This window comes from Neobacillus sp. GCM10027624 (assembly GCF_042675345.1).
In the GTDB taxonomy this organism is placed as follows: domain Bacteria; phylum Bacillota; class Bacilli; order Bacillales; family Cytobacillaceae; genus Neobacillus; species Neobacillus cucumis_D.
Genome location: NZ_JBHTHD010000022.1, coordinates 43,137 through 63,903, shown reverse-complemented (window position 1 = coordinate 63,903; position 20,767 = coordinate 43,137). Strand labels below are relative to the sequence as shown.

General features: G+C 39.1%; 16 protein-coding genes. 12 read left to right on the top strand and 4 right to left on the bottom strand.

The features are described from left to right. Positions 1-70 precede the first annotated feature (70 nt). A complete protein-coding gene (locus ACFQZ9_RS26725) occupies positions 71-571 on the bottom strand; it encodes an antibiotic biosynthesis monooxygenase family protein (RefSeq protein WP_498946414.1) in 501 nt (166 codons plus the stop codon). A gap of 272 nt (positions 572-843) precedes the next feature. On the opposite strand from ACFQZ9_RS26725, the gene hemE reads away from it, so the two are divergent. From hemE to lplA, 5 genes are all read left to right on the top strand, one after another. Further along, the gene (hemE, locus tag ACFQZ9_RS26720) at positions 844-1,890 is read left to right on the top strand and encodes a uroporphyrinogen decarboxylase (protein ID WP_198312455.1); all 1,047 of its coding nucleotides are present in this window, start codon (positions 844-846) and stop codon (positions 1,888-1,890) included. A 91-nt stretch (positions 1,891-1,981) separates the two neighbouring features. Next, complete coding sequence (gene hemH, locus ACFQZ9_RS26715) at positions 1,982-2,914, top strand: ferrochelatase (RefSeq protein ID WP_498946413.1); 933 nt, start codon at positions 1,982-1,984, stop codon at positions 2,912-2,914. Positions 2,915-2,945: 31 nt separating this feature from the next. Continuing rightward, positions 2,946-4,382 (top strand): protoporphyrinogen oxidase, encoded by a 1,437-nt coding sequence (gene hemY / locus ACFQZ9_RS26710; protein WP_198312453.1) that lies wholly within the window; start codon positions 2,946-2,948, stop codon positions 4,380-4,382. A 92-nt stretch (positions 4,383-4,474) separates the two neighbouring features. Then, positions 4,475-5,209 carry an MBL fold metallo-hydrolase gene (locus ACFQZ9_RS26705; protein WP_198312452.1) on the top strand — a complete coding sequence of 245 codons (735 nt, stop codon included), beginning with the start codon at positions 4,475-4,477 and terminating at the stop codon, positions 5,207-5,209. A gap of 20 nt (positions 5,210-5,229) precedes the next feature. Further along, complete coding sequence (gene lplA / locus ACFQZ9_RS26700; protein WP_498946412.1) at positions 5,230-6,219, top strand: lipoate--protein ligase family protein; 990 nt, start codon at positions 5,230-5,232, stop codon at positions 6,217-6,219. A 49-nt stretch (positions 6,220-6,268) separates the two neighbouring features. On the opposite strand, the gene ACFQZ9_RS26695 is transcribed toward lplA, so the two are convergent. Further along, a complete protein-coding gene (locus ACFQZ9_RS26695) occupies positions 6,269-7,831 on the bottom strand; it encodes a fatty acid--CoA ligase family protein (RefSeq protein WP_498946410.1) in 1,563 nt (520 codons plus the stop codon). 328 nt (positions 7,832-8,159) lie between these two features. On the opposite strand from ACFQZ9_RS26695, the gene ACFQZ9_RS26690 reads away from it, so the two are divergent. After that, positions 8,160-9,434 carry a M48 family metallopeptidase gene (locus tag ACFQZ9_RS26690; RefSeq protein WP_498946408.1) on the top strand — a complete coding sequence of 425 codons (1,275 nt, stop codon included), beginning with the start codon at positions 8,160-8,162 and terminating at the stop codon, positions 9,432-9,434. A 90-nt stretch (positions 9,435-9,524) separates the two neighbouring features. Here the strand turns inward: ACFQZ9_RS26690 and ACFQZ9_RS26685 are convergent, their stop codons facing one another. Further along, positions 9,525-9,758 (bottom strand): IDEAL domain-containing protein, encoded by a 234-nt coding sequence (locus ACFQZ9_RS26685; RefSeq protein ID WP_498946407.1) that lies wholly within the window; start codon positions 9,756-9,758, stop codon positions 9,525-9,527. 191 nt (positions 9,759-9,949) lie between these two features. Between ACFQZ9_RS26685 and ACFQZ9_RS26680 the strand changes: the two genes are divergently transcribed. After that, positions 9,950-10,519, top strand: coding sequence for a competence protein ComK (locus ACFQZ9_RS26680; protein ID WP_498946406.1), 570 nt, complete (start codon positions 9,950-9,952; stop codon positions 10,517-10,519). A 13-nt stretch (positions 10,520-10,532) separates the two neighbouring features. On the opposite strand, the gene ACFQZ9_RS26675 is transcribed toward ACFQZ9_RS26680, so the two are convergent. Then, positions 10,533-10,898, bottom strand: a complete 366-nt coding sequence (locus ACFQZ9_RS26675) for a YhjD family protein (protein ID WP_026574473.1) — start codon at positions 10,896-10,898, stop codon at positions 10,533-10,535. Positions 10,899-11,164: 266 nt separating this feature from the next. Between ACFQZ9_RS26675 and ACFQZ9_RS26670 the strand changes: the two genes are divergently transcribed. From ACFQZ9_RS26670 to addA, 5 genes are all read left to right on the top strand, one after another. Next, on the top strand, positions 11,165-12,097 hold the full coding sequence (locus ACFQZ9_RS26670; protein WP_198312446.1) for an LCP family protein: 933 nt from the start codon (positions 11,165-11,167) through the stop codon (positions 12,095-12,097). 32 nt (positions 12,098-12,129) lie between these two features. Beyond that, complete coding sequence (locus ACFQZ9_RS26665; protein WP_498946405.1) at positions 12,130-12,786, top strand: TVP38/TMEM64 family protein; 657 nt, start codon at positions 12,130-12,132, stop codon at positions 12,784-12,786. Further along, complete coding sequence (gene lepB / locus ACFQZ9_RS26660) at positions 12,776-13,330, top strand: S26 family signal peptidase (RefSeq protein WP_498946404.1); 555 nt, start codon at positions 12,776-12,778, stop codon at positions 13,328-13,330. Before ACFQZ9_RS26665 ends, lepB begins: the two co-directional genes overlap by 11 nt. Positions 13,331-13,484: 154 nt before the next feature. Next, positions 13,485-16,967: a helicase-exonuclease AddAB subunit AddB gene (gene addB, locus ACFQZ9_RS26655; protein WP_498946403.1), complete on the top strand. Its 3,483-nt coding sequence runs from the start codon at positions 13,485-13,487 to the stop codon at positions 16,965-16,967. Further along, on the top strand, positions 16,964-20,749 hold the full coding sequence (addA, locus tag ACFQZ9_RS26650; protein WP_498946402.1) for a helicase-exonuclease AddAB subunit AddA: 3,786 nt from the start codon (positions 16,964-16,966) through the stop codon (positions 20,747-20,749). Before addB ends, addA begins: the two co-directional genes overlap by 4 nt. Positions 20,750-20,767 lie beyond the last annotated feature (18 nt).

Sequence of the window (20,767 nt, the reverse complement as noted above, 5' to 3'; positions counted from 1 at the left end):
AATCAACACCTAGTCTAACAGAGCCTTACCAAAAGAAATGGAATGGAGACTTACTCCATTCCAAAAGTTCCTATTTTGGGATTGAATATTGACTAATATAGGGTTCACTCTCAAATATATGCGGAAGGGTATCGATTCCATTTTCCATCGCTTCTCCTTCCTGCGTGGAAATGGATAAGGTATTCTGCCAGCTATGAAAGGACATTTCGTTTTCCCAAACAGTTAAAATTGCATATGTATTGGAGCCTTTTGGTCGAAGGGCGCGAATCGCGATAAATCCTTGTTCGTTTTCAATCGATTGCGCTTTCTTCTTAAAATAATGCTCAAACAATGGGCGCCCTTCATCCGTTACCGGATAATTGCTTAGGATGACCATACTCCCATTTTGAATATCCCCCGCTGATTCAAATACCTCATAAATTCTCGGTTCCTGAAAAACAGTTTTTCCATTTGTTTCATGCAGTAGTAAGGCACCATTTCCACCTGTCATCGTAATCATGGTTTCACTAGGATACTTATTTTCAATACTTTTTAAAAAATCATATGTGCCAACTGTCATATAAATGTTCATTTACATCACTCCAGCTCAAGTTTCATTAAGGATTAGTTTATACTAAAATCATTTTTTGCATGCTTACATATTTCTCCTACCACATGAAACCATTTATGAAACGTAAAAACGACTATTTTTTGACACTTATACTAGTTATCTATACACCAATAGGAATAATGGATATAGTGAAGAGTGTGATCATCACAAGACTGTGCTGCAGTGAAGTTTTATTTTACTGCTATATATATTACAATGGAAAACAGACATGTTTTGAAAGGGGATTTACGTAAATGTCAAAAGTGATAAACGAGACATTTTTAAAAGCAGCAAGAGGAGAGAAGACGGACTATGTTCCAGTTTGGTATATGAGACAAGCCGGACGCTCACAGCCGGAGTATAGAGAAATTAAAGAGAAATACTCCTTATTTGAGATTACCCATCAACCGGAGCTATGTGCTTATGTAACTCGCCTTCCTGTTGAGAATTATAATGTTGATGCCGCAATTCTTTATAAAGATATTATGACTCCGCTGCCAGCATTAGGGGTGGAGGTTGAGATTAAAGGCGGAATTGGTCCTGTCATCTCAAATCCCATTCAATCCTTAGCGGATGTGGAAAAACTAGGGGAAATCTCTCCGGAGGACGATGTTCCCTATGTATTAGAAACCATTAAACTATTAACACAGGAACAGTTGAGTGTTCCGTTAATTGGCTTTTCTGGTGCGCCATTTACACTCGCCAGTTATATGATTGAAGGCGGGCCTTCAAAAAATTATAACAAAACGAAAGCATTTATGTATGCAGAACCAAAGGCTTGGTTTGCTTTAATGGAAAAGCTTGGCGATATGATTATTACATACGTAAAAGCTCAAATCAATGCAGGGGCAAGAGCGATTCAAATTTTTGACTCATGGGTTGGAGCCCTCAATGTTGAAGATTACCGAATTTTTATAAAGCCAATCATGAACCGAATTTTCGCATCCCTTAGGGAAGAAAATGTGCCGCTTATTATGTTTGGTGTGGGCGCAAGCCATCTAGCGTTGGAATGGAATGACCTTCCGCTCGATGTAGTTGGATTGGATTGGCGTATGCCGATTCAGCAGGCAAGAGAAATGGGGATTCATAAAACGGTTCAAGGGAATTTAGACCCTGCCATTTTGCTCGCTCCTTGGGAGGTTATTGAGGAAAGAGCAAAAGCCATTTTAGACCAAGGTATGGCACAGGATGGATATATTTTTAATCTTGGACATGGAGTCTTCCCTTCTGTTAACCCTGATACATTGAAAAGACTAACTGCTTTCATCCATGAATATTCTGCATCGAAATTAAGTCGGTAATTACCATTGAAGTGTTAAAATTGGTAAGATGATTATTTTTTTGGCACAATATAGTGAGTTGTCAATAGAGACTTAAAAAGAGGTGCAAATCATGACAAAAAGAAAAATGGGTCTGCTTGTAATGGCATATGGTACCCCATATCAAATAGAAGATCTTGAACGCTATTATACACATATTCGTCATGGACGGAGGCCAACGGATGAAATGCTCGAAGACCTTCGTAATCGCTATGAAGCAATTGGCGGCATTTCCCCGCTTGCAAAAATTACGCTCGAACAGGCAGAAAAACTTGAAGAACATTTAAATAAAATCCAGGATCAAGTGGAATTTAAAATGTATCTTGGATTAAAGCATATTCAACCATTTATTGAAGATGCTGTTAAACAAATGCATGAAGATGGAATAGAAGAAGCTATTAGTATTGTACTTGCTCCTCATTTTTCAACTTTTAGTGTTAAATCCTATAATGGGAGAGCAGTTGAAGAAGCGGAAAAATTAGGCGGACTAAAGATTACTTCGATTGAAAGCTGGTATCAAGAACCTAAATTCATTGATTATTGGGCAGGGAAGCTTAAGGGGATATATCAGCAAATGCCGGAGGATGAAAAGGAAAATGCTGTTCTAATTGTTTCAGCCCATAGCCTGCCGGAAAAAATCCTCCAATTTGGCGACCCATATCCTAAACAGCTTCAAGAAACAGCAGATTTAATTGCTTCACAAGCCGGCATTAATAAATATGAAATTGGCTGGCAGAGTGCGGGGAACACTCCAGAACCATGGTTAGGCCCCGATGTTCAGGATTTAACAAGAGATTTATTCAAAAAAAATCACTACAAGGCATTTGTTTATGCACCTGTTGGGTTTGTTTGTGATCATCTTGAAGTTCTTTATGATAATGATATTGAATGTAAAAGAGTCACAGATGAGGTGGGGGCAACATACTATCGCCCGGAAATGCCGAATGCCAAAGATGAATTTATTGATTGCTTAGCTGGCGTAATTTTAAAAACGTTAACGGATTGAAGGGAATTCAAGTAGGAAGAAGGTGACGTCCGTGGCGGAAAAACAAAAGGTTGCCATCATTGGGGGTGGAATTGCCGGGCTCGCGGCAGCCTTCTATCTTCAAAAAACAATAAGAGAAAATCAATTGCCAATCGAGGTCATGTTAATTGAAGCTTCCCACCGTCTCGGAGGAAAAATGCAAACCGTTGTGAGGGACGGCTTCACAATTGAAAGGGGCCCGGATTCCTTTTTGGCACGGAAAACGAGCATTATCCGCCTGGCCAAGGAAGTGGGCATGGATCATCAATTGGTTCCAAATTCAACCGGTAAATCATATGTCTTGGTCAATGAGGAACTGCATTCCATGCCAGGCGGATCCATCATGGGAATTCCAACTGAGATTGGTCCGTTTATTACAACGAAATTATTTTCTCTTCCCGGTAAAGTTAGAGCGGCTGCTGATTTTATTTTGCCGAAATCCCAAAGTGGCCAGGACCAATCATTGGGGGACTTTTTTCGAAGAAGATTGGGTAATGAAGTAGTGGAGAATTTAATTGAGCCACTCTTATCAGGAATCTATGCGGGTGATATTGATCATTTAAGTTTGATGTCAACCTTCCCGCAATTTTATGAGGTCGAGCAGAAGTATCGCAGCTTGATTATCGGGATGAAAAAATCTGCCCCGGCCCAACCGAAAAAACCTGTCAACACTCAAAAGGGAAAGGGCGGCTTTTTGACCTTTAAAACAGGACTTCAGTCGTTCGGTGAAGCCATCGAAGCGAAATTGGATCCTCATTCGATTTTAAAAGGGCATCGTGTGGATAAAATCACGAAGGTAAACAAATGCTATGAAATCTTTTTGAACAATGGAGAAACATTGGCAGCTGATTGTATCATAGCAGCAACCCCTCATAAGGTGACACAGTCCATGTTCTCGCACTATAAATTTTTTGACCCGTTTAAATCGGTTCCCTCAACATCAGTCGCAACGGTTGCCTTAGCTTTTCCAAAAGAGGCAATTAAAAGGGATATTGACGGTACAGGGTTTGTAGTTTCTCGAAATAGTGATTATTCAATTACTGCCTGTACGTGGACACATAAAAAATGGGAGCATTCCACTCCTAAAGGAAAAGTTTTGCTCCGGTGTTATGTGGGAAGAGCGGGGGATGAGACCATTGTTGAACTCTCAGATGATCAAATTATTAAGTTTGTTCTAGATGATTTGAACAAAACTATGGATATTTCAATGGAACCTGATTTTGCCGTTGTTTCTCGCTGGAAAAATGCCATGCCACAATATACGGTAGGGCATAAACAAAGGCTTGAAACCATTAAGAAACATATAAAAGAAGAATTACCTGGAGTATTCTTGGCTGGAGCTTCCTATGAAGGTGTAGGTGTCCCCGATTGTATTGACCAAGGGGAAGCTGCTGTTAAGGCTGTTTTCGAATATTTACAAGAGGCACAAGAAGAAGCTGTTCATCCATAACAGCTTCTTTTTTAACAAATGGCTGTGTAAAAGGACAATGTTGATTGGAGCGGAAATCAACAACTTTAGTTCAAATAATAGGGGGTAAATCCATGGAACTTACAGTTATAGGACATTGGGGCGGATATCCGAAAAAGAATGCGGCAAGCTCTGGTTACTTACTTGAGCATGAAGGCTTTCATCTTTTAATTGACTGTGGCAGCGGCGTTTTAGCCAAGCTGCAAAATAAACTTGAGCCGGAAGAACTGGATGCGGTGTTAATTTCCCACTACCACCCGGATCATATTGCTGACATTGGCGTACTCCAGCATGCAAGATTGATTCAGGGGTTATTAGGAAAAGAAAGCTCCACCCTGCCTATTTATGGACATCAATTCAATCAACATGAATTTTCCAAATTAACCTATAAGGAAATTACCAAGGGAATTGCCTTTGATCCTTATGGTGTTCTTACAGTTGGACCGTTTCAAGTGTCTTTTTTAAAAACCAATCATCCTGTTCCATGCTATGCCATGAGGATTGAAGGAGGCGGTAAGGTTTTAATCTATACTGCTGATAGCTCCTTTAAGGAAGAGTTTATTGCGTTTAGTAAAGAGGCCGACCTATTGTTATGTGAATGCAATTTCTATGGAAATCAAAACGGCAAGTCTGCAGGTCATATGACAAGTATAGAGGCGGGGAAATTTGCCAAAGAGGCGGCCGTGAAACAATTAATTCTTACTCACCTTCCGCATTACGGAAATTTAAGTGATTTAGTTCACGAGGCTTCTACTGAATTTACTGGTATAATAAGGCTTGCTGAAGAATTTCAAACGATTTTACTCTGAAATCAGAAGGAGGAAGGCATATGTTATTTATTGATAATAAAGGGATAACAGACCCGCAAATTAATCTTGCAATTGAAGAATATGCCCTTAAAAATCTCGATATCAATGAAACCTATTTATTATTTTACATAAACCAGCCATCCATCATTATTGGAAAAAATCAAAATACGATTGAGGAAATTAATACAGACTATGTAGAAAAGAATGGAATTATTGTCGTTCGAAGATTGTCCGGCGGGGGTGCCGTCTATCATGATCTCGGTAATTTAAATTTTAGCTTTATTACAAAGGACGATGGCGAAAGTTTTCATAACTTCCGAAAATTCACCGAACCGGTGGTAGAGGCCCTTAAAAAGCTTGGAGTAAATGCGGAACTAAGTGGTCGAAATGATCTCCTTGCAGAAGGCAGAAAAATTTCTGGTAATGCTCAATTCTCAACACGAGGGAGAATGTTTAGCCACGGAACGCTTCTATTTAATTCAGAAATGGATAATGTCGTTTCAGCTTTAAAGGTTAAGAAGGAAAAAATTGAGTCGAAGGGTATTAAGTCCATCCGCAGCCGGGTAGCGAATATCTCTGATTTTCTTAGCGAAAAGATTAGTATTGAGGAGTTTCGATCACTGCTTCTAAATTATATTTTTGGTGGGGAAGAGAATATTAACGAATATGTCCTTACTGATGAGGATTGGGAGAAGATTCACCAGCTTTCCGAGGAACGCTATCAAAACTGGGAGTGGAATTACGGGAAATCGCCGAAATTCAATCTGCAAAATTCTCACCGCTTCCCTGTGGGCTCAATTGATGTTCGTTTAGAGATAAATAAAGGGATGATTGAAAACTGTAAAATCTATGGTGACTTTTTCGGTGTTGGGGATGTAAGTGAAATTGAAGACAAACTAAAGAATATTCGTTACGAAAAATCAGAAATTGAAAAGGTGCTTGCTGATATGGATGCCGCCCATTATTTTGGAAATGTAACGAAAGAGGAATTTATTCAGCTAGTCTATTGATCCATTTCACTAAAAAGGCAGGCTAAAAACCTGCCTTTTAGATTACATTTTATTGATTGACCCTTTGTTTTATTTGGGATTTTAGCGCTCTTCTTAATATCTTACCGGTAGTATTCTTCGGAAGTTCGTCCAAAAACTCAATCGACGATGGAAGTTTATATTTTGCTAGATGACCTTTACAGTATTCAAGAAGTTGATTTTCTGTTAGATTTGGATTTTTACTAACCACATAGGTTTTAACAGCCTCGCCCTGATTTGGATCCGGTACACCAAGCACCGCGACTTCAACAATATCCGGATGGTTGTAAAAAACCTCCTCAACTTCACGAGGGTAAACGTTATATCCCCCGACAATAATTAAATCCTTTTTTCGGTCTACGATATAAAAATAGCCTTCTTCATCTGTCCGCGCTAAATCACCCGTATAAAGCCAGCCATTTCGAATGGATGCTTGAGTCTCTTCAGGCATTTTATAATAGCCCTTCATTACATTTGGACCTTGGACAATCAGTTCTCCTACTTCACCGGCAGGAGCCTCTTCACCAAGTTCATTGACCACTTTATTTTGTACATTCAGGATGGAGGTGCCGATCGATCCGGGCTTTCGCGGACGGTCAAGCGGGTTGAAACATGTGACCGGCGATGCCTCTGATAAACCATATCCTTCTGAGACTATCACATTAAATTTCTTTTCGAAATTTTTAAGAAGCGCAACTGGCATGGAAGCTCCCCCGGAAATACATAATCGGAAGGTTTGAAGATCCTCAGGATTTCCTTCATGATATTGAAAAAGGAAATTATACATGGTTGGAACTCCGGCAAAGACAGTCGCTTTATATTCTTTGGTAAGACGGAAGACTTCCTTTGGGCTGAATTTTGGAACAATCAGCATGGTTGCCCCGCTTAATAATGGAGCATTTAAAGCCACTGTTAAACAGAATACATGGAACATTGGCAATGCTGTAATGACACGGTCATTATTACTCATCTTTAAATAATCACCGACATCCTTTGCATTGCTGTACAAATTCTTATGGGTCAACATCGCCCCTTTTGGTCTTCCGGTTGTTCCCGAGGTGTAGAGAATCAAGGCAACCTCGTCATCATCAAGTTTGGGATCTTGAAAGCCAAGGTCACCAGAGGCTACTACATTTGTAAACGATTTCAATTTTGAAAATACTGAGAGGTTTTCTAAATTTGTTTGTTCAAAGTCACTTAATCCTGTTTCACAAAATACATAATGCTCAACCTTTGGAAGATGCGTGTGCATTTCCTCTGCTAAAGGAATTGCCAGGTCTAGCGCGATCACTGTTTTCACATCACCATTGGTTAGAATATAGCCAATTTCATCTGCGGTATAAATTGGGTTAATGGGGATGACCGTTGCGCCTAGTCGTAATGCACCGTATAAGCTGATGACAAAATGCGGTGAGTTCCCAAGCAATAGGGCAATATGATCACCTTTTTTAACCCCTAATTTTTCAAGACCTGATGCAAACCTTGTAATCGCTCCATCCAGTTCGGCATATGTAGTGACCTTGTCTAAAAAATAATAGGCAGGTTTGTTGGCCGAAGCTTTTGCAGTTTCATGAAGCTGTGACGATAAATTCATTTAGTTCCCTCCTTTTATGAATGAATACTCATTCATTTAATTCTTTTAATTTTCTAAATATATTATATTGCTAGAAATTTAAGTATTCAAGTAGAATGTAAAAAAATTAAACTGGGGTCCAATGACGATGGAAACAGCCCCAGGTTTCCTTGCAGCTTTTTGGGGGCGCGAACGTCATAATTGTTGAACTAGAGTCGATTGTCGTTTAGGCAGTATGCTCCTACCTCATGTAATAGGCAAAAACAGGCTTTTTTTAATGTTCAGTTCTAAAACAGCGCTTTTTAACTAAACTAAGTATAGAGAGGTTGTACAAAAAGGAGGACAATTCATGGTACGGAAAATGGGGATTTATGCGGTTCTGGCCTATGTGATATATGGGTTGTTTTTTTATTGGTACTTATTCTATTTTGCCGATACAAAACTGCCCTTTGAATATCAAGGGTCAAAAGCCGACCCTGCCACTTTCCTAAATGGAAGGGAACTAATGCTGAGTGAAGAGTATTCGAAGATAAGAAATCTTTTATTTTTCTTATCCACCCCATTCGAATGGCTTTTCTACTTTGTCATTTTATTATTTGGCTTTTCAAGGGCCTTCAAACGCTGGGCGGAAAGCTCTTCTAAGTACAAACTGCTTCAAACGGCGATTTATCTCATTTGGTTATCATTTTTTGCTTATGTGGCAACCTTCCCGTTAAGCTATATAAGCTATTCCTTATCAAAAACCTATCACATCTCGACACAAACCTTCCCATCGTGGATGAAGGATGAATTAATTGATTTTTGGATTAATTATGGGACATGGCTGATTATTGTTCCAGTCATTTATTGGCTGATGAAAAAAAGCAAGCGCTGGTGGTTCCATGCATGGCTGTTATCGATTCCTTTTACATTATTTATGATGTTCTTGCAGCCGGTTGTGATTGACCCATTGTATAATGACTTCTATCCCTTAAAAAATAAGGAACTTGAAACAAAAATATTAATGATGGCTGATAAAGCACATATACCGGCAAAACATGTTTTTGAAGTGAATATGGCGGAAAAAACAAATTCAATGAATGCATATGTAACGGGGATTGGTTCTAATGCAAGGATTGTCCTTTGGGATACAACCTTAAATCAACTGTCGGATCGGCAAATTTTATTTATCATGGCACATGAAATGTGCCACTATGTGGAGAAACATATTTATTTTGGAATAGCAGGCTATTTGCTGCTTTCACTGCTTGGATTGTATTTAGCCAATCGAATAATGGATTGGGCGATTAAACGTTGGGGAACTGAACTGAAGATACCGGAAAAGAGGGATATACGCTCATTGCCGTTGTTTTTAATGATTATATCATTCCTGATGTTTGCGGCAAGCCCATTTACAAACCTTATCTCCCGTTATGAAGAGTCACGTGCCGACAATTATGCAATCCATATGACCAAAGATCCGGAGGACGCCATTACCTCATTCCAGGAATTAACCAAGTCAGGCTTAAGCCAGGTAAATCCACCGCTCTTGGTTAAAATATTCCGCTATGATCATCCGTCCATGCTAGATCGGATTTCAATGCTCGAAGAATATGAAATCAAACATCGGAATCAGATAAAATGAAAAATTGGTTAAGGACTGATGTGTTTCATCAGTCCTTTTCGTTCTTGGAACAAAAAAGAGCCGTCCATTTTTGGACGGCTCTTAAAAAGTTTAAGTTCCAAATCGCTTATTAAGCTCTCTGAGTTGGCCGGATAATAAGAAAAACGCTTTTTTGTCCCGATGATCAATGGCACTGTCAATTTTTTTTAACAGTTTTTCCTTTTCAATGTTTAATTGGACTTCTGCTAGGAGCATTTCAATGTACAAATCCTGAACGTAATTTTCTGTCTTTTGACGTTTCATGGCACCAATTTTCATTAATTCCGTGTAGGATTTTTCATTCAAGAAAATCACCCCTGATGCTTTTTTTTATTATATGGATTTTTTTAGATAAAATCAAACAAATATTTATAATTTTCAGAAATAATTTCCTTGACATCAATTGTGACCAATTTGGTAACGATTCGGAAAAATCAAGATATTGGCAAATGAACATGATATGATGGAAAAAATAGAATAATGGGGAGTTGGCGGTATTGAAGCAAAATCAGATTGAAGAATATGAAATTAATTCTGGTACCATGTTTATTCGACCTGTAGAGTATGGCAGTAAAATATATTCACAAATTTTTGAGGAAGAGGATGAGTTTCTTTCTCCATTTAAGCCTTTGGATATAATCAAAAAAAGCTGTGATTATTTTGGCTGTGATTACGAAAGCCGGAAGAAAGGGACAAGACAACTCATTGGGATTACGCATAAAATTCCAATCGCGATTGAACCGTCCAACCGCCTCTATTTTTTCCCAACCACATCACCGACCCGCTCTGAATGTATTTGGATTTCACATGATCATGTAAAGGAACATCGCCGTATTTCCAATCAGCAAACACTTATTACCTTTCGCAATAAACAGGCACACTTATTTCCAGTTCCTTATAGCACGATTGACAATCAATTATTAAGAACATCTTTTTTAAGAACAAAGTTAATGCAAAGAATTGAATTTAATGAAAGAAAATCATTTTATTTGATGCAAAAGCCAGTTTCGATGGAGGCCTCAGAAAACACCCGTAAATATGGTGAAGATCTTTTTACAAAAAATTAAACATAGCGCAAATCTAACGGGCCGAGTGCTTTTTTAAAAAATAGAGCTCGATTAACTCTTGAACTTTATTTCGGATTCTTGGATTAAAGTAACTATGGCTTTCTTCATAGCCCTTATATAAGAACAGATACATCGTAAAGGCATCGTCCCGTTTTGTTTCGGTTACTTGGAGTTTATTCTTTTTCATATAATGTTTAGCCTCTGCCAATTCTCTTTGAACCTCTTTCATCGTTTCCTCAATCAATCCCAAATAAGGTTTTTTTAATTTAAAAGGACTCTTTTCCACTACGCTTAAATCCCGGTTTAAGATAATTAAAACCATTGGTAAGTAAATGGCTTTCTCCATAATATTACGATCTTCTTCAGGAATTCTTGTCATTTGATTTAAGCTCCTTCCTGTTACTTAATTCGAACGTTTGTTCTTATATTTTATAAAAAAAGATATGAAAAGGCAATAGGTTCTCTTAGGATGTATGTCCTTATAACCGCTTCGTTTTCATATGTGGTTTTTGGCGTTAGGAAATCTTTAAGAAAGTTTTTTATAGAAGCGTATCGAGTAGGGGAAAATGAGGATAGAAGAAACTTGTGTTTTGGTGCAAGCGTCTATATAGGCGGGGAAATTTAACTTGGAAGGGTGATGGATGAATGAGATATGAACAAAATCAGAAAAAGAAAAAGGGAAAATGGCGTTCTGTTCTGATGGTAATCCTTGTATTGCTGATAGCCGGTACAGGCTATTCTTATTATCAATATAAACAAGGAGTGAACCAATCATTAAAAAAAGTAAGCAAAACAGATAAAGTTGTTTATACCTTTGATGGGAAAAAGGACCAATACGGGGATACAAACATTCTCCTGCTGGGCAGTGATGCAAGAGGGAATGAAGTATCAAGAGCTGATACCATCATGATTGCCCATTATAATGAAAATAAAGGAACATATAAACTTACTTCCATTATGAGGGATAGTTATGTAGATATTCCCGGTTATGGTAAGCATAAAATTAACTCTGCGTTTGCCCGTGGAGGCCCTGATTTAATGAGGAAAACGATAAAAGAAAATTTCGATATTGACCTACAATATTATGCCATCGTCCACTTTCAAGGGTTTGTTCAGTTAATTGATGAGGCATTTCCAAACGGTGTAAAGATTGATGTTGAAAAGGCAATGTCAAAAAATATTGGGGTATCGCTTAAACCGGGGGTTCAAAGGCTAAACGGAAAGGAAATGCTGGGCTATGTTCGTTTTCGGCACGATGCGATTGGGGATTTTGGACGTGTAAGACGACAGCAGCAAGCAGTGAAAGCAATTGGAGATCAGCTGACAAGCATAAACACAATTCCGAAAATACCAAAATTAATTGGTGTAATTACACCATATATCAATACAAACATGAAAACATCCGATATAATATTTATGTCAACCAATTATTTCTCCAAAAGGGAAGGTCCTGTTGAGACCTTAAGGATTCCTGTGGATAATAGTTATACCAATCAACGGATTTATGGAGAAGGAGCGGTATTAGCCATTGATGTTGCTAAAAATAGGGAGGCCCTTCACCAATTTATTACGAAATAAAATGAGCAAGGTCGGCAAAGAGGAGAGGTATGATGGATTTTGAGATGATGAAGGAGTCGATTTCACTCGATAATATCATGGATTTAATAAAGCAATATCGTTCACTTGGCCCGCTGCCGGGGATATTGCTTCCAATGCTTGAAGCCTTTTTGCCGTTCTTGCCGCTTTTTTTATTTGTGATGGCCAATGCAAGTGCTTTTGGATTATGGTGGGGATTTTTATTTTCTTGGCTTGGTGCTTGTGTGGGTGCATTACTGCTTTTTTTCGTTATCAGAAGGTTTGGGCAAAGGCGTTTATTATCTTTTCTCCCAAAACATCCAAAAGTTCGCAAATTAATGGATTGGGTAGACCGTCACGGATTTGGCCCGCTATTTATACTTCTTTGTTTCCCCTTTACGCCATCGGCCATAGTAAATATTGTTGCCGGTCTTTCTAAAATAAGTATGTATCAATATATGCTAGCCGTTTTTATTGGGAAAATGGTGATGATTTTTACCATTAGTTTTGTTGGCTATGATCTCCATTCACTCATTACGAAGCCTTACCGAACGATTATGGTTGTGGGCATAATTTTCATCCTTTGGTATGTTGGAAAAAGAATTGAAGTAAGATTGAATAGAAGGATTGAAAATGACCATAATGGGGAAAAAGAGGGATTGGATAGATGGAGGAGTTTTAATGAAGATTGAATGGAAAAAGGAAGGCGTGGAATGGATTAAGGCTTTTGCAATTGGAATCATTATTTTTGCTTTTATTCGGACATTTTTCTTTTCAAACTACATAGTTGAAGGGGAATCAATGATGCCAACTCTTCAAGACGGGAACAAACTTGTCGTGAATAAGCTTGGTTACCAGATTGGCGATTTAAATCGATTTGATGTGATCGTTTTTCATGCCAATCAAAAGGAAGATTTCGTCAAACGCATCATTGGGTTGCCAGGGGATAAAATTGTTTATCGTGATGATCATTTATATGTAAATGGAAAAAAGTATAAGGAGTCATTTTTGGATATTTATAAACAAAAAACCCCGGGTGTAAAATTAACAGGTGATTTTACATTAAAAGAAATTACCGGGGTAAATACAGTGCCTGCCGGTAAGCTATTCGTTCTTGGCGATAATCGATTAGGCAGCTGGGACAGCCGCCATTTTGGTTTCATCTCAGTGGACCAAGTAGTTGGCAAGGTCGATCTACGCTACTGGCCATTAAACGAAATGGATGTCCATTTTTAAAATAAACTTTAAGCAGGGAGCATGTTAGCATGCTCTTTTTTTGCTGCGAATTTTTTACCATTTTTGGTTGCATAAAACGGACGTAATTCCAAACGTTTGTGCCCATTTCATGATAAAATGAAAAACAGAGAGATTAGGGAATGGGGGTCCATACATGTCAGTAAGAATGATCATCGGGCGGTCTGGAAGCGGAAAAACATCGCTGTGTTTAAACGAAATACGGGATCGCCTAATGGAATATCCAATGGGTAAACCAATTATTTACATTGTTCCCGAGCAAATGACGTTTTTATCAGAGTATCATTTAGCAAGAGATCCGCAAATTGGCGGCACGATTCGAGCCCAGGTTTATAGTTTTCCACGGCTGGCATGGAGAATTTTACAAGAAACGGGCGGAATCAGCCGATACCATTTAAGCAATGTCGGTATGAGTATGCTGATTCGTAAAATCATTGAAGAACAAAAGGAACAATTAACTTTGTTCGAGCGTGCTGCAGATAAACAAGGCTTTATTCAACAATTAGAGCAAATGATAATTGAATTTAAGCGGTATTGTATTCGACCTGAAGAACTAATCGAAGGGTCAGTAAAACTCGGCAATGAATCCGCTAAGGCACTTCAAGATAAATTACATGATTTGGAAATTATCTATAAACATTTTGAAGATGAGGTTTTTGGAAAATACATTGACTCTGAAGACTATTTTTACCTCCTTTCAGAAAAAGTGGCATCTTCCCGATATCTAAAGGAAGCAGAAATCTATATTGATGGATTTTACAGCTTTACACCACAGGAATATCTTGTCATAAAGGAACTCATGAAGAATTGCCGGAGCGTTACCATTGCGATGACAACAGATCAGGTATCTGTTCATGGAGCACCTGATGAACTTGATTTATTCAGGCTGTCTTCTGATGCTTGTCACACTATTTTTGAAATGGCGAGAGCGGAAGGGATAGAGGTGGAAGAGCCGATTCTGCTAAAAAACCAACAAAAGTGGAATCATCCTTCTTTACGCCATCTTGAGGAAATGTTCGATGAGAGGCCTGTTGTGCCTTTTGAAGGGCCAACTGCGATTCATATTGGTCAAGCAGTCAGCAGGCGAGCCGAAATAGAAGGGATTGCGAGAGAAATACGTGAATTGGTCCGGACGAAAGGGTACCGCTACCGCGATATAGCCTTACTGATCCGTAACGGAGGGGATTATCATGATCTTTTGGTCCCAGTCTTTGATGACCATCAAATTCCTTATTTTATCGACCAAAAAAGAACGATGTTAAACCATCCTCTTATCGAATTCCTTCGTTCCAGCCTGGAGGTTATTCAAACGTATTGGCGCTATGAGCCAATATTTAGGGTAATTAAAACGGAATTGCTTTACCCGCTTCAGGAGAATCCCGGTAAAATGCGTGAAAAAATGGACCGACTCGAAAACTATTGCCTAGCTTACGGTATAAAAGGAAGTAAGTGGACGAAAAAAGAGCGGTGGAGTTACCGCCGTTCCTACGGTTTGGAGTTAGGGACAGTTCAAACGGATGCTGAAAAGGAAATTGAACAGGAATTAAATGAATTGAAACTTATGGTATCTGCCCCTATCTTACGATTATCTAGACGTTTGAAAAAAGCAGATACTGGACGGAAGCTTTGTGAAGCCATTTACTTATATTTAGAAGAATTAGAGGTACCTGCAAAGCTTGAAAAGTGGAAATTGGCTGAAGAGGAGCAAGGCAATCTTGTTAAAATGCGGGAACATGAACAGGTCTGGAATGCAGTGATAGACCTTTTAGACCAATACGTAGAAATCCTAGGGGACGAACCGATTTCATTAAAAGCGTATACGGCTATTTTAGAAGCAGGATTTGACTCCCTGCGTTTTTCTCTTATTCCTCCGGCAATTGACCAAGTTTTAATTGGAGACTTGGAGAAATCAAGATTAACAGAAATCAAGGTCGCATTCGTGGTCGGTGTTAATGAAGGGGTATTGCCTGCAAAACTAACGGATGAAGGGATACTGGCAGATGATGACCGAGAAATGCTGATGATTGCCGGTATCAAGGTTGCACCAAGCAGCAGGACACGCCTTCTTGATGAAAACTTTTTAGCCTATAAAGCACTGACAATCCCGTCAGATTTGCTTTATGTTACCTATCCGCTTGCTAATAATGAGGGAAAAGCACTCATTCCTTCCTCTTATATTAAAAGAATAAAAGATATGTTCCCAGGATTAGTTGAACATGTATTTGTAAACGACCCAGCGGAGCTGGTGGAGGAAGATCAGCTCAGCTTTGTTTCAAATCCAACATCAACACTGTCTTATTTAACAGCTCAGCTTCAATTAATGAAGAGAAATTATCCGATTTCGCCTCTTTGGTGGAACGTATATAACTTTTATATGGAAGGCGTGGGCAAAGCCCAGGCTGAAAAAGTTTTATCCAGCCTTTTTTACACGAACCAAACGGTAAACCTTTCAAAGGATGTAGCAGATGAATTATACGGAGAGACCATTCAGGCAAGTGTTTCGAGAATGGAATTATTCAATGGCTGTGCTTTTTCTCATTTTGCCCAGCACGGTCTCAAACTAAGGGAACGACAAATTTTCCGGTTAGAAGCACCTGATATAGGGGAATTATTCCATGCGGCATTAAAGCATATATCAGATACTGTAAATGAACAAAAGATTTCTTGGAGTAATTTAACAAGGCAGCAATGTGAGGTTTTATCAAAGGAAGCGGTTAATACTCTAGCTCCTAAACTGCAAAATGAAATTTTACTGAGCTCTGAACGCCATCATTATATTAAAAGAAAATTGGAGCAAATTATTACCCGTGCCTCGCTAGTTTTAAGTGAACATGCCAAGGTTAGCGGCTTTTCACCGATTGGCTTAGAGTTAGGGTTTGGCTCAAAAGGAGAACTTCCTCCATTAAGTTTTTCTTTGAAAAATGGAAAGAAAATGGAGTTGGCAGGCCGGATTGACCGTGTGGATCAAGCAAAAGATGAAAACGGAAGTGTCTTTTTGCGGGTAATTGACTACAAATCAAGTGAAAAAGATGTTAATTTAGGCGAAGTTTATTATGGGCTTGCATTGCAAATGCTGACCTATCTCGATATCGTTATTACCCATTCAAAAGAGCTGGTAGAAATGGAAGCGACTCCTGCGGGTGTTCTTTATTTCCATGTTCACAACCCGTTTATTAGTACGAAAAAAATGTTAACCATCGATGAAATCGAACAGGAAATTATGAAAAAGTTTAAAATGAACGGGTTAATGCTGAGTGATCAAAATGTCATTCGTTTGATGGACCAAACACTTGAATCCGGTGATTCACAAATTATTTCTGCGGGAATCAAAAAGGACGGAAATTTATCTAAAAAGTCCAAAGTAGCCAGCATAAATGAATTTGAGAATTTACGGCATTACGTTCGAAATCTCTATCAAAAAACGGGAAATTCGATTATCGATGGGGCGGTTCAGATCGCACCATATAAGCTAAAAGATAAAACACCCTGTACATTTTGTGCCTTTAAATCAGTTTGTCAATTTGACGAAGCAATTGAAGATAACAGGTACCGGATTCTAGCTCCGCACTCGAAAGAGGATGTTCTTGAGTTGATTGGAAAGGAGAGTAACTCAGAATGAGTAAATTGATGATCCCGCCTATGCCGGAAGGTGCAACCTGGACAGAAGATCAATGGAAGGCGATCATGGCGAAAAATAAGGATATACTCGTTGCAGCAGCAGCAGGTTCGGGGAAAACGGCTGTCCTTGTGGAGCGAATCATTCAAAAAATCCTTTCGACAGAAGACCCAATCGATGTGGATGAATTGCTGGTGGTTACCTTCACAAATGCTTCAGCGGCAGAAATGCGCCATCGTATTGGTGAAGCATTAGAGAAGGCTATTGACCATGATCCGGAATCAAGACATTTAAGAAAACAGCTTAGTTTATTAAATAAAGCGTCAATATCTACACTTCACTCCTTTTGTATGGAAGTAATCCGCAAGTACTATTATTTAATCGATGTTGACCCAGGGTTCCGGATCGCGGATGAGACTGAAGCTCAATTAATTAGGGATGAAGTCATGGATGAATTGTTTGAAGAACAATACGGAAAGCCGAATAATGAGGCATTTTTTACCCTGGTTGATTCGTTTACAAACGACCGGAACGACGCGGCATTAATGGATATTGTCCGCTCCATTTATGATTTTGCCCGTTCGAACCCGGAACCGGAGAAGTATTTGGAATCGATTCTTAAAATGTACGATGTCACTTCGATATCGACAATTGAAAATTTACCATTTATTAGGGCGCTTCTTTATGATATTGAATTGCAGCTGGAGGCTGCAAAGGAAATGATTATGAGTTGTTTGGAAATCGCAAAACAGCCAGGCGGTCCACACCCTAGGTCAGAAAACTTCTTAGAGGATTTAAACGTTATTGGTACGCTTATATCAGCGAAGCAAGATTCATGGCAAACGCTTTACAACGCTATGCAGGCCTGGTCTTTTTCCAGAGCTAAGCCAGTTAAAGGGGACGAATATAATAAAGATTTAACCGAAAAGGCCCAAAAACTGCGGGACAAAGCGAAGAAAAAGCTGACTGATTTAAAGGATGAACTTTTTTCCAGAAAGCCTGAAAGCTTCTTGCGTGATATGGAGGAAATGTATCCGCTGATTGAGACACTTGTTCATTTGGTAAGCGATTTTTCAGAACGCTTCGAGAAAGCGAAAAAGGAAAAAGGACTCGTAGATTATGCCGATTTAGAACATAATTGTCTGCGAATTCTCACTGGGGATATTACTGATGAAGGAGAATTTCTTCCGTCAAGTGCCGCTTTAGCCTATAAAAAGCATTTTAAAGAAATTTTTGTTGATGAATACCAGGATACGAATATGGTTCAGGAAACAATCTTAAAGCTGGTGGCTAATGAAAATGAAATAAACGGCAATTTGTTTATGGTTGGGGATGTCAAACAGTCTATCTACCGTTTTCGTCTTGCGGAACCCAATTTATTCTTAGGTAAATACAATCGTTTTCGCCATGATGGAGAATTATCGGGTCTTAAAATCGATCTAGCCCGTAATTTCAGGAGCCGAAAAGAGGTTTTAGATGGAACGAATTTTTTATTCAAACAAATCATGGGAATTAAGGTTGGGGAAATTGAATATGATGAAGCAGCTGAACTCCGTAATGGTGCCCCTTATCCTGAGGAGGATCCTTATCCGTTAGAGCTATTGCTCGTAGATTTAAATAAGGAGCAGAAAGGAACGCAGGGGGCAGAGGAAGAAGGAGATACACCGGAGGCTGAGTTTGATGCAGTTGATTTAGAAAAATCACAGCTTGAAGCAAGAGTGATGGCAGCGAAAATTAAGGAATTAATCTCGGGAGGAAAGCCAGTTTACAATACAAAAACTAAAACGAGCCGGCCTCTTATGTATCGGGATATTGTCATCTTGCTCAGGTCGATGACATGGGCGCCGCAAATTCTTGAAGAGTTCAAGCAGCAGGGAATACCCATCTATGCAAATTTATCAACAGGTTATTTTGAAGCAACCGAAATTGCGATCATGCTGTCATTGCTTCGTGTAATCGACAATCCCTATCAGGATATCCCTTTGGCGTCTGTTCTTCGTTCTCCCATTGTCGGGCTAAATGAAGAAGAGCTTGCCAAAATTCGAATTCATAAAAAAAGAGGGTCTTTTTGGGATGCAGTTCATGCGTTTTCAAGGAGTACGGAGGCCGAAAATACCGAAGTGTTTTTTGAAAAAGTCCGTCGTTTTTCTGAGTTATTAAAAGAATGGCGGGCGACAGCTAGAAAAGGAGCACTTTCAGAACTAATCTGGCAGCTTTACCGAGATACCCATTTTTATGACTTTGTAGGAGGATTACCAGGCGGCAAACAGCGTCAGGCGAACTTGAACGCTTTATATGATCGGGCTCGGCAATACGAACAAACCTCCTTCAGAGGGTTATTCAGGTTTTTGCGTTTTATCGAAAGGATGATTGAACGCGGAGATGACCTGGGGGCGGCAAGAGCGCTTGGAGAGCAGGAAGATGTTGTTCGGGTTATGACCATCCATAGCAGTAAAGGTCTTGAATTTCCGGTTGTATTTGTTGCAGGGATGTCCCGCAATTTTAATATGTCGGATATTCGAAATTCGTATATGCTTGATAAGGAGTATGGATTTGCTGCCAAATATGTAAATGTAGAAAAAAGAATTACCTTCCCGTCCTTGCCGCAAATGGCTTTTAAGCGAAAAAAGAAAATGGAAATGCTTGCGGAGGAAATGCGAGTACTGTATGTTGCTTTAACGCGGGCAAAGGAAAAACTATATTTACTTGGTACAGTAAATGATGCCGGAAAAAAAATAGATCAATGGAATGATGGGGTGGCAAATCAGGAATGGCTCTTAAAGGACTATGAAAGGGCATCTGCCCCCTGTTATATGGATTGGATTGGCCCAGCACTGGTTCGGCATCAGGATTGTGCAGATTTAAGGATCTCAGAAAATAAGGACTTGCAAACTTCCAGTGAAATTATGTGCCATCCTTCGGCATGGGAGATTTCCATTTTGACGAGTGAAAATCTTAAAAATCAAGAAATAGGCGATGAGGGTGAGCAAGATGACAATTTAGATTTAGTAAGATTGTCCAAGTCTGTATTGGTTGATTCACCCTATGCAGGAGAAATACAGGATCGATTGACATGGGAATATATCCACCGGGATGCTGTGGCAAATCGTTCGAAACAATCCGTTTCAGAAATGAAACGGCAAAGGGAAATTTCGGATGAGCAGAGTGGTACCGACCTTATTCGAAGGATTAACAAACCGATTTTAAAGCGGCCGAAGTTTATGCAAGAAAAACAATTGACCCCTGCGGAGCGTGGTACAGCTCTTCACATGGTAATGCAGCATATTGATTTAACAAAACAAGTCAGTGTTGATTCGATCCAATCACAAATAAACAATATGGTCGTTAATGAATTATTAACCGCTGAACAAGCTCAGGTAATCGATGCCAAGTTAATTGTTCAATTCTTTACATCTGAATTGGGGAAAAGGCTGTGCGCTGCTAAAGAGGTTAACCGTGAAGTTCCTTTTACCATATCACTCCCTGCTGAAGAGGTATACATGAATTGGAAAGACGAGACAGAATCAATCTTTGTTCAAGGGATTATTGATTGTATATTCGAAGATGACCAAGGGCTTGTATTGATTGATTATAAATCAGATGGAATAACGGACCGATATAAAGGCGGGTTTGAGCAGGCAAAACCGATCCTACATGAACGTTATAAAGTGCAAATTGATTTATATACAAAGGCAATTGAGCAAATTTGGAAAAGAAAAGTGAATGAACGCTATTTGTTTTTCTTCGATGGTGCCCATATTCTAAATTTGGATAATAGGCGATAAACTAAAAAACGACATAAA

What these genes read in the sequence shown, in the direction of transcription:
- lepB (WP_498946404.1), top strand. Translation starts at nt 12,776, where the DNA reads ATGAAGATTGAATGGAAAAAGGAAGGCGTGGAATGGATTAAGGCTTTT.
- addA (WP_498946402.1), top strand. Translation starts at nt 16,964, where the DNA reads ATGAGTAAATTGATGATCCCGCCTATGCCGGAAGGTGCAACCTGGACA.
- ACFQZ9_RS26690 (WP_498946408.1), top strand. Translation starts at nt 8,160, where the DNA reads ATGGTACGGAAAATGGGGATTTATGCGGTTCTGGCCTATGTGATATAT.
- addB (WP_498946403.1), top strand. Translation starts at nt 13,485, where the DNA reads ATGTCAGTAAGAATGATCATCGGGCGGTCTGGAAGCGGAAAAACATCG.
- ACFQZ9_RS26675 (WP_026574473.1), bottom strand. Translation starts at nt 10,898, where the DNA reads ATGACAAGAATTCCTGAAGAAGATCGTAATATTATGGAGAAAGCCATT.
- ACFQZ9_RS26725 (WP_498946414.1), bottom strand. Translation starts at nt 571, where the DNA reads ATGAACATTTATATGACAGTTGGCACATATGATTTTTTAAAAAGTATT.
- ACFQZ9_RS26670 (WP_198312446.1), top strand. Translation starts at nt 11,165, where the DNA reads ATGAGATATGAACAAAATCAGAAAAAGAAAAAGGGAAAATGGCGTTCT.
- ACFQZ9_RS26665 (WP_498946405.1), top strand. Translation starts at nt 12,130, where the DNA reads ATGGATTTTGAGATGATGAAGGAGTCGATTTCACTCGATAATATCATG.
- hemE (WP_198312455.1), top strand. Translation starts at nt 844, where the DNA reads ATGTCAAAAGTGATAAACGAGACATTTTTAAAAGCAGCAAGAGGAGAG.
- hemH (WP_498946413.1), top strand. Translation starts at nt 1,982, where the DNA reads ATGACAAAAAGAAAAATGGGTCTGCTTGTAATGGCATATGGTACCCCA.
- lplA (WP_498946412.1), top strand. Translation starts at nt 5,230, where the DNA reads ATGTTATTTATTGATAATAAAGGGATAACAGACCCGCAAATTAATCTT.
- ACFQZ9_RS26695 (WP_498946410.1), bottom strand. Translation starts at nt 7,831, where the DNA reads ATGAATTTATCGTCACAGCTTCATGAAACTGCAAAAGCTTCGGCCAAC.
- ACFQZ9_RS26705 (WP_198312452.1), top strand. Translation starts at nt 4,475, where the DNA reads ATGGAACTTACAGTTATAGGACATTGGGGCGGATATCCGAAAAAGAAT.